The organism is Peptoniphilus sp. BV3C26 (assembly GCF_000478985.1).
In the GTDB taxonomy this organism is placed as follows: domain Bacteria; phylum Bacillota; class Clostridia; order Tissierellales; family Peptoniphilaceae; genus Peptoniphilus_B; species Peptoniphilus_B koenoeneniae.
In genome coordinates this window covers 18,288-29,767 of sequence record NZ_AWXB01000052.1, presented here as the reverse complement: position 1 = coordinate 29,767, position 11,480 = coordinate 18,288, and the positions used below count along the sequence as shown (strand labels likewise).

Below are 11,480 nucleotides of genomic sequence, written 5' to 3'. Positions count from 1 at the left end.
TAAATGGAGCTATTTTTTATTAATAATTATTTACTAACTTTAGGATCACGAATTATTATGTCATCTTTTAAAGGAGTTTGATATTTTTTCCCTCTAAAAGCAACAAGTTCTTCTTTTGCTTTTTTCAAAATTTCAGGATCATTCATTGCTTTTATAGCAGTTAAAGCTAAAACTTGCATTGCTTTTGCACTTGCTTTTTTTGCATATGATGTAAGTCCTTGTGCAGTCATTTGCCAAGTGTGTAAACTTGTTCCCAAAGCGGCTGTTGCCATGTTAAGTTGGATGGTTGGAGCTGCATAACTTAAATCTCCTACATCGGAAGTGATTGTCATGGCTCTACGTTTTAAATCAAGGGGTTCAACTTTTGTTTGTATTCCCTTTTCCAACATGTCTTCCACGTCTTTTTCGTCAAATTCATCTAAAAGTCTTTCTTTTGTAGCTTCTTTTACAGCTTCTGTTTGAGTTTCATAAAATTCTCTTGCAAGTTTAAAATCTTCTTGGTCAAATTCTGGTGCACCCAGTTCTTTAAAGGCTTCGTCCATAACTTTAGCCAAAGTTTTATTTGCATGGTAATCAGAAATTGCAACAATCATTTTTGCTTCTACTTCGGTCTCACACATCATAGCTGCTGCTTTTGCAATATTATCTCCTCTTCTTGCTATATCAAGGGCTTCTTTAATTTTCGGAGCACGATAAAAATATCTAAGTCCTGCATGGGATTGAACAACATTTGGAGCACTTCCTCCTACATCTTGGTAAGCATAGTGAATTCTTGCTTGCTCTACTACGTGTTCTCTTAGATAGTTTACACCTACGTCCATAAGTTCACAGGAATCAAGGGCACTTCTACCATTTTCCGGTGCATCTGATGCGTGGGATGATGTTCCTTTAAACTTATAGTCCATAATTACGTTTGCAAGAGTTCCTTCAGTCCAAACTGCATTTCTGTCTTTTGGATGCCATGTTAAAGCCATGTCTAAGTCATCAAAATAACCATCTCTTGCCATAAATGTTTTTGCTCCGTCCCTTTCTTCTGATGGAGTTCCGAAAAATTTAACAGTTCCATGGCCAATTTTGTCAATGTAGTCTTTAACAATAAGAGCGGCACCTAAGGCTCCTGTTCCTAAATTATTGTGACCGCAACCGTGACCGTCTGTTTTTCCTTCTTCAGGTTTTTTTTCAGCAAGACCTGCAACCTGGCTTAAACCAGGAAGAGCGTCATATTCTCCTGTAAATCCTATAATGGGAGATGAGTTTCCATAACTTGCAACAAAGGCAGTTTCAATACCTTTTACGGGGCTAATTGTGAAACCATTTTCTTTTAAAACTTCTCTGTAAGCGTCAGCACTCTTATATTCAATTAAGCCGACTTCAGAAAGATTCCATATCTTTTCACTTAAGCTCCATGTTAAATTTTCGTGTTTTTTTTGTAATTCAATTACTAATTCTTTTAAATTATCTTTCATATTATCACCTAATACTATTTTATATTATTTAAAATAAAAATCAAATTAAAAAACGTTTTCTAAAAAGTAATGAAAAAAAAGTTTATTTGTCTTATAATAAAGTTAATTGATGAAAGGAGGATATATGATGAAAAAGAAAAAATCATTAAACATCAATCCCTACATACTTTTATTTTCAGTAATAGCAGTGTGTGGACTTTTAAGCTACTTTGTTCCTGCCGGAAGTTTTGAAAGACAAGTCGTAGACGGCAAGACTATGGTTGTAGCAAACTCTTATAAGACTATTGAAGCAAGTCACGCAAGTATAATTGATATCTTTCGTGCTGTTCCTTACGGTTTTATAGGAGCCGCACCAATAATTGCAATTATACTTATCATTGGTGGCACTCTTAAAATCTATGACAAAACGGAAGCTATACCTCTTGCAATTTATAAACTTATTTCAAGACTTGGCACAAAGAGCAGCAATTTATTAATTATAGCTTTTTATTTAATATTTGCTTTACTTGGAGGATTTTTAGGATGGATTGAAACAATGCTTCCTTTTACACCTCTTGTTGTAGCTATTATGCTGGCTTTAGGTCTTGACAGTTTAGTTGCTGTAAGTATTGTAATAGTAGGAATGATGGCCGGATTTTGTGCAGGCCCAACTAACGTATTAACTGTAGGTATAGCACAACAAATTTCAGAACTTCCTCTATTTTCAGGATTTTCTCTAAGATTTGCAGTATGGATTATATTTTTAGTAGGCTCTTTAGCTTATATACTTGCCTATGCAAATAAAATTAAAAAGGATCCTTCAAAAAGTTTGGTAGCAGATATAGACACTTCAGATTTGAAATACGATTTTTCAACTTATGAAGGCAAAAAGCTAAATAGCGGTCAAACTCTTTCACTATTTGCTCTTTTAGCAGCTTTCTTACTATCTCTATATGGAATGTTTAAACTTAAATGGAACATTAACGATATGACTGCAGTCTTCTTACTTTGTGGTGTAGTTGCAGGTCTTCTTAACAAGATGAATGGAAATGAAATAGTAAATTCCCTAATTGAAGGAGCAAAGTCTGCCATGGGTGGAGCTCTTATAGTAGGAATTGCTAGAGGAGTTCAATGGATTCTCGAAACAACTCATATAGTTGATACGATTATAAATGCTATGGCAAACGCTCTTTCAAATACTTCAACTCTTACAGCAGGAATAGGTATAATAATAGCCGTATCACTTTTAAACGGTCTTGTACCATCAGGTTCAGGAAAGGCTATGGCCCTTATACCTCTTGTAATTCCTCTTGGAGATTTAATAGGACTTAACCGTCAAATAACAACCCTTTGCTATCAATTTGGAGATGGTATAACAAACATGGTTTGGTTTACTTACGGTTCACTTCTTATGTTCTTATCTTATGGTAAAGTTCCATATAATAAGTATTTGAAATTTGTTGCACCTCTTATAATATTCTTCTTCATTGTGGCCATAGGTGCACTCTATGTAGCAGTAAAAATCAATTATGGACCATTCTAAAAAAATTTTTTATCCCTGCAAAAGCAGGGATTTTTTATTGTTAAAATACTTATAAAAATTTTGAAAAATTTTGTTATAATATTTCTTGAGGTGAAAAATGAAGAGTGTTTTTAATATAAAAAGATTTTTACTTGTAAACTTAGGAGTTGTTTTAGTTACAATTGGACTGCATTTTTTCTTAATTCCAAATAGTCTTGCAGTTGGAGGAACAAGCGGACTTTCCATAGAGCTTGGACATATATTTCCCTTTATTCCTGTATCATACATATTATTTGCATTAAATATGATTTTGGTAGTTCTGGGCTTTGTCACCATAGGACGAGATTTTGGATTTTATACAGTGTATGCTTCAATGTCTTTGGGATTTTTCTTGTGGCTTTTAGAAAAGACAATGCCTACAATAAGACCCATAGTAGAAGGAGATATATTTATAAATCTTGTCTTTGGAATAATAATTCAGGCAATAGGTATAGGTATTGTAGTAAATCAAGGAGCTTCCACAGGTGGAACAGATATACTTGCAAAGATTATAGAAAAGTATACAAGATTTTCCTTTGGCAACGGACTTATAATGAGTGACGGAGTTGTAACCCTAATAGCTCTTTTATTGTATGGACCTGGTCTTGGAATGTATGCCCTTCTTGGTTGTTTTATGAATTCTTTTGTAATAGACAAGATGATTGCCGGTTTTGATACAAAGTTTTATGTGACAATAGTTTCTGAAAAGACGGAAATAATAAATGAATTTATTTTAAAGGAGATAGAAAGAGGTTCAACTATTTACGAAGCTATGGGAGGCTATACAAAAAGAAATAGAAAAATTTTAACATCTGTGGTAAACAAGGGAGATTTAATAAAATTAAAAGAATTTATAAGAAAAACCGATGAAAAATCCTTTATGTATGTTTCTTCAGTAACAGAAGTTGAAGGAGAAGGTTTCACCTATGAATAAAAAATATCCTCAGTCAAAAAAGGCTGAGTTTTTTTATTTCAAAAATTTTTTAAACTACAAAAGGCAAGATAAAGTGATTTTATGAAATCAGCCAATATTTTAATATTTGTCCACCTATGGTAAAATAAAGTGGGAGTTGATTTTTTGAAAACAACAAATTTAAACATTTTAAAATTGCTCCTTGGTTCAATAACAATTACAATGTTGGGATTATTTTTCCCACCTGTTTATCTATTTTTTCCATCATTGTTTTTGTACTACGGAATTAAGGATTCAATAATAAAAGCTATTTTAGCTTTGCTTGTTCCATCTTTTATTATGGGATATATAAATCCTACTTTGGGACTTGCAATTTTTGTGGTATTTGCACCTATGATTTTAAGCTTGCATTACCTCATAACAAATAAATATGGAGTCGATGTGAGCTTAGGTCTTGCATCTTTAGTAACTTTTATTTCAATTTTGTCAATTATGTATGCTTATGGAATAAATGGAAGCACCCTGTCTTCAGAAGAAAGTGTAAGAGCTTATATTGAAGGTGCAAAACTTGTTCTTTCAAAAAGCGGAAGTTTAAATACTTCAAACTTAGAAGGAAATCTTAGGACAATGTATCTGCAAACCATAGCTCTTTTACCTTCAATAATAGTTATAATAAGCATTGCAATTTCTTATATGACCTATTTACTAACAGGCAGAAGACTTTTAAAAGATGGAATAATTGTAATGCAACCACCGTCTTTTGAATTTTTAAGATTGCCAAAAATCTTTGTGGCAATTTCAATTCTTGTCCTTTTAATTTTAAAATTATTAGGTTTTCAAGAAATTTTTATGAATTTAGCTTTAATTTTTACCTTTATGACCTTTGTAAACGGTCTTGCAACTTTAAAGTTTCTATTGTTTAAAATGGGAGCTTCCCAGTTTATTCAAGTCTTGGCCCTTGTATTTTTTATATTTTTGCCAGGTATGCAGATAGCTTCGGCAGTTCTTGGCCTTGTAGATTCTTTATTTAATTTAAGGAGATTGCCGAACTAAGATGAAAGATAAATTTTTTAATTTGTTTGATGCAAGATTTATTCTTGCATTCAGTTTTATAGTTCTTATTGTAATTACTGTACTAAAGCCATTCGTAGGCGGAATAGCAGGTCTTATTTACATCTATCTGATTTTTATAAGCTATAAAAATATAAAAGATAAGAACTATGCTTCACAAAGATATATTGAACAAATTTCTCAGGATTTTGATTCAGTCACTAAACAAGCCGTTTTTAATATGCCTTTTCCTATGGTAATATGCGATGGAGACGGTACTGTATTGTGGTACAATACCCTGTTTGTAAATTTATTCTCTTCAGAACTTATGGGAGAAAATATAAAAAATATTTTACCTCAAATAATTCGTGAAGATATAAATGAAACAGGCTACTATATAAGCTTTGATTCCAAAGACTATATAGTTTATAAAAACAATGTGGATCTTTCCACCGGTTCATCTGAAAGAAAAAGCATACAGATGTACTTTATGGTGGACTCATCGGATTACAAAAAACTTCAAAGAGTCTATATTGATTCGAAAGCCATGATTTTAAAAATAGAAGTTGATAATTATGATGAGGCTCTTGATTCTACCCCAGATTCCTCAAGACCAATATTAATTGCAGAAATAGATTCTATTTTAAACAGTTATTTTGATGAATATCAAGGACTTTTAATAAAATCTGATTCTGACACCTATATAGCAGTTTTAAGTTTTCAAGCTTTAAAACAAATTAAGGAAAGAAGATTTGATTTACTTGATGATTTAAGAGAACTTGACAAGGGAAATGCAATTCCCATAACTCTTTCCATAGGAGTTTCTTCTTTCGGAAAAAGCTTTAGCGAATCCTATCAAGAAGCAGACACAGCTCTTGATATTGCCCTTGGAAGAGGTGGAGATCAAGCTGTTGTAAGAGTCGATGATAATTATGAATTTTTTGGTGGTAGAAGTAAGGCTGTTGAAAAGAGAAATAAGGTTAAGGCAAGAGTAATAGGAGTTGCCCTTAGACAATTAATTGATGCAACAGATGAAGTTTTTATTATGGGCCATGCAAACCCGGATATGGATGCCATGGGAGCAGCCATAGGAGTGCACAGAGCAGTTTTAAATAGGGGTAAAAAAGGTTACATTGTATTTAATGAAATAAATCCTTCCATTGAAAATTTAATGATTAGATTAAAGAAAGAAGAACCAGAACTTTTAAAGGACTTTTTAAATTCTGAAGCAGCTCTTGGAAAAATAAAGTCCAATTCCCTAATTATAATGGTGGATAACCACAGACCTTCTATGACGGAATGCCCAGAACTTATAGCAAAAACAAATCAAATTGTAATTTTAGATCACCACAGAAGAAGCAAGGAGTTTGTTAAAAATCCTGTTTTAACTTATATTGAGCCCTATGCTTCAAGTACCTGTGAACTTGTAACGGAAATGCTCACTTATATGAGTGAAAATTCAAACCTAACTCACTTTGAAGCTGATGCTCTTATGAGTGGTATTATTGTAGATACTAAAAACTTTACCTTCCAAACAGGGGTAAGGACTTTTGAAGCTGCAAGTATGTTAAGACGTCAGGGCTCAGATATGGTAAAAGTTCAAGCCCTATTTAAAAATGACCTTGATACTTTACAATCAAAGGCCGAAGTTGTTCATGCAACAAAAATAATCGATGGTAAAATTGCAATTTCAAAACTTGATAGATATCAAGAAAATTCTATTTTAATAGCGGCTCAAGCAGCAGATGAGCTTTTACAAATTAATAATATAGAGGCAAGTTTTGTCTTAACTCACAAGGATAATAAAATTCACATTTCCGGCAGAAGTAGAGGAAGTTTCAGCGTTCAACTTGTTCTTGAAAAAATTGGCGGTGGAGGTCATTTAAATATGGCTGGTGCCCAAGTTGAAACTGACAGTATAGAAGAAGCCGAAAAAATTTTAAGAAAGGCTTTAGATGAATATATGAAAGAGGTTGAAAATAAATGAAAATAATACTTTTAAAAGATGACAAGACTTTAGGTAAAGCTGGAACTCTTACAGAGGCAAAAGACGGTTACGCAAGAAATTTTTTGTTTCCCAGAAAAATTGCAGTAGAAGCAACTGAGGAAAATTTACAAAAATGGAAAGAAGACAGAAAAAGAGAAGAAGAAGAGGAAAAGCAAAATAGAAAAGAAGCCAATGAACTTAAAAAGAAAATAGAGAAAAAATCCATAACAATAGAGGCAAAAGGTGGAGAAAACGGAAAATTATTCGGTGCCATCACTTCACAAAACATTTCAGATAAAATAAAAGAAGTCTTTGGTTTGGATATAGATAAAAAAAGGATTCTTCTTAGTGAAAATATAAAAACTGAAGGAAGTAAAACAGTTCAAGTAAAACTTTACGGAGATATTTTTGCAGATTTAAAGGTAAAAGTGGAAGTATTAAGGTGACAAAATGGAAATGAGAGTTCCTCCCCACAGTGAAGAAGCGGAAGTATCTTCCCTTGGAGCAATGCTTTTATCAAGAGATGCCATTTCAGCAGCCTCTGAAATTTTACTCCCTGAAGATTTCTATTCTCCCGCCCACCAAAAAATCTACGGTGCAATTTTAGAATTAGATGAAAAAAATGAGCCGGCAGATATTGTAACTGTAAGTGAAGAGCTTACAAGGCAAAATGTAATTGATGAAATAGGAGGCATGTCCTATCTTGCAAGCCTTTCTTCAGCAGTGGGAACAATAGCAAATACAGAATTTTATTGTAAAATCATAAAAGAAAAATCAATCTTAAGAAAACTTATAGGAGCAAGTGATGATATTATTTCAAACTCCTATAACCCTGAAGCAAGGGCAAATTCAGTAATAGAAATTGCAGAAAAGACAATTTTTGAAATTACTCAGGATTCTATGAACAATGGTCTTATACCACTAAAAGAAGCCCTTCTTGACAGCTTTTCCCTTATGGAAAAAAGAGCCCAAAATAAAAACGCTCTAACAGGAGTTACAACAGGCTTTACAGATCTTGACAGAAAACTTTCTGGACTTCAAAAATCTGATTTAGTTTTAATTGCAGCTCGTCCATCAATGGGAAAAACAGCTCTTATGGTAAATATAACTACAAACGCCGCTCAAAAAGGAGACGCCAAAGTTGCAGTTTTCTCTCTTGAAATGAGCAAAAATCAACTTGTACAAAGAATGATTTCTGCGGCAACTCATATAGATCTTATGAAAATCATAAGCGGAAGTTTAAATGAAGAAGAATGGACAAAAGTTATAAACTCCATGACCGTCCTGCAAAATTTGAACATAAGCATTGATGACACACCAGGCATGAGTCCTGTAGAAATGAAGGCAAAATGCAGAAGGTTAAAAGCTGAAAAGGGTCTGGACTTAGTAGTTATAGACTACTTGCAACTTATGGAATTAAGCTCCAGAACTGAATCAAGACAACAGGAAATTTCAGCAATATCCCGTTCCCTAAAAGCTCTGGCAAAAGAGTTGGACGTTCCAGTTGTAGCTCTTTCACAACTTTCAAGAGCACCGGAGCTTCGTTCAGATCATAGACCGGTTTTATCGGACTTAAGAGAATCAGGAGCTATTGAACAGGATGCAGATGTTGTAATGTTCTTATACAGGGACGATTATTACAATAAGGAAGAGTCAAAAGAACCCAATGTTGGAGAAGTTATTATAGCAAAACATAGAAACGGACCTACAGGAACAATAAAACTGGTATTCAAAAAAGAATTTACAAAATTTTTAAACATGGAGAGATAAAATGGACTTTATAAAAGCGATAATTCTTGGAATCATAGAAGGATTTACTGAATTTCTTCCGATTTCATCAACGGGACACCTAATTCTTGCAGGGAATTTTTTTAATCTTTCAAATAAAGAGTTTCAAAATGCTTTTAACGTAATTATTCAATTGGGGGCAATTTTAGCAATTGTTGTTATTTATTTTAATTCCCTAAATCCCTTAGGAAAAAATAAACTTGAAAGAAAACTAAAAAGACCCCTTGAAGGACTGACTTTTAAAGAAAAACTTGCCCTGGCAGATAAGAAGACTTTAAGACTTTGGACAAAAATAATAATAGGATTTTTACCTGCAGCTGTTTTAGGTTTTTTGTTTGACGATTTAATAGATAAGTATCTTTTTAACAACATAACAGTTGCCATAAGCCTTATCTTTTATGGGATAGTTATTATTTTAATAGAAAAAAAAGATAAATCTGGGAAATATACATCCATTGACAGACTGCCTATTAAAACCGTTATCTTAATAGGATTATTTCAATGCCTTGCAATGATTCCCGGTACAAGTAGAAGTGCAGCAACTATCATAGGAGGAGTTTTGTTGGGAGCCGATAGGATAACGGCAGCAGAATTTTCCTTTTATCTTGCAATACCAACCATGTTAGGCGCAACATTTTTAAAAATTATTAAAATAGGAGTAAGTTTGAGCCTAAGCCAATGGATAATTATTTTAGTGGGATTTATAGTATCTTTTTTAGTTGCACTTATAGTTGTAAAAAAATTTTTAGCCTATATAAAAAAACATGACTTTAAAGTTTTTGGAATTTACAGAATTATCTTGGGAATTTTAGTAATTGCCCTAGAAATTTTTACAAAATAATCCCTCAGGGGATTTTTTTTTAGAAAAAAACGGAGGTTTTTATGTATTTAACAGACGTAAAAGGAATAAAAGTCGGACACGCCAATAACCAAGCAACAGGACTAACAGTAATAATTCCCCCAAAAGGGACAGTGTGTGCAGTTGACGTAAGAGGAGGAGGACCTGGCACGAGAGAAACGGATTTGTTAGATCCAAAAAACATGGTCCAAGGGGTTGACGCCATAATGCTTACAGGAGGATCCGCCTATGGTTTAAATGCAGCAGCAGGCGTTATGAAATATTTGGAAGAAGAAAATAGAGGCGTTGATGTAGGTCTAGGAATAGTTCCCATTGTGTCGGGAGCAGTAATATTTGATTTAGCCTACAAAGATTATAAAACAAGACCCGATGCAGAAATGGGCTATGAAGCTGCAAAAAATGCCAGTGAAAAAGAAAATAGACTTGGCAATGTAGGAGTAGGACTAGGTGCAACAGTAGGCAAGATATTAGGCATGGAAAGTGCAATGAAAGGTGGTTTGGGATCCTACACAATAAAAGTAGGACAAGTTACAATATCAGCCCTAAGCGTAGTAAACTCCTTTGGAGATATATTTGAAGACGGAAAGAAAATAGCAGGAGCAATAAATAAAAAAACAAAAGAATTTTATAATCCAAAAGAAATTTTAAAACTTATGGAAGAAAATAAAGAAAAATATTTCAAAGGCACAAATACAACCCTAAGTGTCCTTGCAACAAATGTAAAGCTAAATAAGACTCAGGCAGAAAAAGTTGCAAATGTGGCCCACAACGGTTACGCCATGAGTATATTTCCAGTTCACACCCAATATGACGGAGATACAGTTTTCGTTTTATCAACAGGACAAGTAGAAGCAGATCCCACACTTGTACAAGCTTTAGGGTCAATCTGCGTAAAAAATGCAATAATAAGTGGAGTAAAAAACGCAAAGACAGAAGAAGGCTACTTAGCCATGGAGGACCTATGAGAATTTTAGTAATAGATGTGGGAAACACAAACATAGTCTACGGAATATTTGAAAAAGAAAAATTAATCTATGAATTTAGAATATCAACCTCAGAAAAAAAGACCAATGACGAATATGGAATGATATTTTACCAAACCCTAAAAGCAAAAGGCATAAAAGTAGACACCATAGAAGGAATAATAATATCATCAGTAGTTCCAAACGTTATGCATACTCTTGAAACAATGAGTATAAAATATTTCAACATAAATCCCCTCATAGTAACATCAGACATAAAAACAGGCATAAAATTGAAATATAAAAATCCCAAAGAAATAGGAGCAGACAGAATAGTAAATGCAGTGGCTGTTTCAAAAATGACAGAAAAAAACGCCATAATAATAGACATGGGAACGGCAATAACCTTTTGCTACTTAACAGATAAAAAAGAATATATGGGCGGTCTTATAATACCGGGAATAGGCATAAGCGCCGATGCCCTAACCACAAGAACAGCAAAACTTCCGAAAATTGAAATAATAAAAGCGGAAAAAGTAATCTGTGATGAAACTGTAGAAAGTATGCAGGCAGGTCTCTATTTCGGATATAGAAAAATGATAGAGGGCATAATAGATAAAATATTTGAAGAAAAACAATTAAGAGCAGAAAATACTGAGATTTTTGCAACAGGAGGCTTTGCCCCTCTTTTAACAAAAAATTTAAAATATCCCATAAAAATAGAAAGAGAATTGACCTTAAAAGGACTTATGGAACTTTATAAGCTAAATACAAAAAATAAATAAAAATAAATTTTCCTTGCAGGATTGAAAATACATACCTGCAAGTTTTTTTATTTTAAAAGGCTATTAGCAATCTCCCTTATATTTTTATATATTTTTGTCACTTTTTCATAAAATTTGCTATTTATATTGT

10 protein-coding genes are annotated in these 11,480 nt (G+C 33.1%); 9 read left to right on the top strand and 1 reads right to left on the bottom strand.

All coding sequences use genetic code 11. The annotated features are described in order from the left end of the window. Nucleotides 1–26 precede the first annotated feature (26 nt). The gene (locus HMPREF1253_RS05590; protein ID WP_023055780.1) at nucleotides 27–1,466 is read right to left on the bottom strand and encodes an amidohydrolase; all 1,440 of its coding nucleotides are present in this window, start codon (nucleotides 1,464–1,466) and stop codon (nucleotides 27–29) included. A 127-nt stretch (nucleotides 1,467–1,593) separates the two neighbouring features. On the opposite strand from HMPREF1253_RS05590, the gene HMPREF1253_RS05585 reads away from it, so the two are divergent. From HMPREF1253_RS05585 to HMPREF1253_RS05545, 9 genes are all read left to right on the top strand, one after another. Further along, nucleotides 1,594–2,988 (top strand): YfcC family protein, encoded by a 1,395-nt coding sequence (locus HMPREF1253_RS05585; protein WP_162146343.1) that lies wholly within the window; start codon nucleotides 1,594–1,596, stop codon nucleotides 2,986–2,988. A 97-nt stretch (nucleotides 2,989–3,085) separates the two neighbouring features. Next, nucleotides 3,086–3,940 (top strand): YitT family protein, encoded by an 855-nt coding sequence (locus tag HMPREF1253_RS05580; protein WP_023055781.1) that lies wholly within the window; start codon nucleotides 3,086–3,088, stop codon nucleotides 3,938–3,940. 144 nt (nucleotides 3,941–4,084) lie between these two features. Beyond that, a complete protein-coding gene (locus HMPREF1253_RS05575; protein ID WP_023055779.1) occupies nucleotides 4,085–4,972 on the top strand; it encodes a DUF2232 domain-containing protein in 888 nt (295 codons plus the stop codon). 1 nt (nucleotide 4,973) lies between these two features. Then, nucleotides 4,974–6,956, top strand: coding sequence for a DHH family phosphoesterase (locus tag HMPREF1253_RS05570; RefSeq protein WP_023055777.1), 1,983 nt, complete (start codon nucleotides 4,974–4,976; stop codon nucleotides 6,954–6,956). Next, a complete protein-coding gene (gene rplI / locus HMPREF1253_RS05565; RefSeq protein WP_023055764.1) occupies nucleotides 6,953–7,402 on the top strand; it encodes a 50S ribosomal protein L9 in 450 nt (149 codons plus the stop codon). Before HMPREF1253_RS05570 ends, rplI begins: the two co-directional genes overlap by 4 nt. Nucleotides 7,403–7,406: 4 nt before the next feature. After that, nucleotides 7,407–8,726, top strand: coding sequence for a replicative DNA helicase (dnaB, locus tag HMPREF1253_RS05560; protein ID WP_023055785.1), 1,320 nt, complete (start codon nucleotides 7,407–7,409; stop codon nucleotides 8,724–8,726). A 1-nt stretch (nucleotide 8,727) separates the two neighbouring features. Beyond that, a complete protein-coding gene (locus HMPREF1253_RS05555) occupies nucleotides 8,728–9,585 on the top strand; it encodes an undecaprenyl-diphosphate phosphatase (protein WP_023055786.1) in 858 nt (285 codons plus the stop codon). A gap of 41 nt (nucleotides 9,586–9,626) precedes the next feature. Then, nucleotides 9,627–10,568, top strand: a complete 942-nt coding sequence (locus HMPREF1253_RS05550; RefSeq protein WP_023055765.1) for a P1 family peptidase — start codon at nucleotides 9,627–9,629, stop codon at nucleotides 10,566–10,568. Further along, nucleotides 10,565–11,350 carry a type III pantothenate kinase gene (locus HMPREF1253_RS05545; RefSeq protein WP_023055776.1) on the top strand — a complete coding sequence of 262 codons (786 nt, stop codon included), beginning with the start codon at nucleotides 10,565–10,567 and terminating at the stop codon, nucleotides 11,348–11,350. The genes HMPREF1253_RS05550 and HMPREF1253_RS05545 overlap by 4 nt, the downstream gene beginning before the upstream one ends. Nucleotides 11,351–11,480 lie beyond the last annotated feature (130 nt).

What these genes read in the sequence shown, in the direction of transcription:
- dnaB (WP_023055785.1), top strand. Translation starts at nt 7,407, where the DNA reads ATGGAAATGAGAGTTCCTCCCCACAGTGAAGAAGCGGAAGTATCTTCC.
- HMPREF1253_RS05550 (WP_023055765.1), top strand. Translation starts at nt 9,627, where the DNA reads ATGTATTTAACAGACGTAAAAGGAATAAAAGTCGGACACGCCAATAAC.
- HMPREF1253_RS05555 (WP_023055786.1), top strand. Translation starts at nt 8,728, where the DNA reads ATGGACTTTATAAAAGCGATAATTCTTGGAATCATAGAAGGATTTACT.
- HMPREF1253_RS05585 (WP_162146343.1), top strand. Translation starts at nt 1,594, where the DNA reads ATGAAAAAGAAAAAATCATTAAACATCAATCCCTACATACTTTTATTT.
- HMPREF1253_RS05570 (WP_023055777.1), top strand. Translation starts at nt 4,974, where the DNA reads ATGAAAGATAAATTTTTTAATTTGTTTGATGCAAGATTTATTCTTGCA.
- HMPREF1253_RS05590 (WP_023055780.1), bottom strand. Translation starts at nt 1,466, where the DNA reads ATGAAAGATAATTTAAAAGAATTAGTAATTGAATTACAAAAAAAACAC.
- HMPREF1253_RS05580 (WP_023055781.1), top strand. Translation starts at nt 3,086, where the DNA reads ATGAAGAGTGTTTTTAATATAAAAAGATTTTTACTTGTAAACTTAGGA.
- HMPREF1253_RS05545 (WP_023055776.1), top strand. Translation starts at nt 10,565, where the DNA reads ATGAGAATTTTAGTAATAGATGTGGGAAACACAAACATAGTCTACGGA.
- rplI (WP_023055764.1), top strand. Translation starts at nt 6,953, where the DNA reads ATGAAAATAATACTTTTAAAAGATGACAAGACTTTAGGTAAAGCTGGA.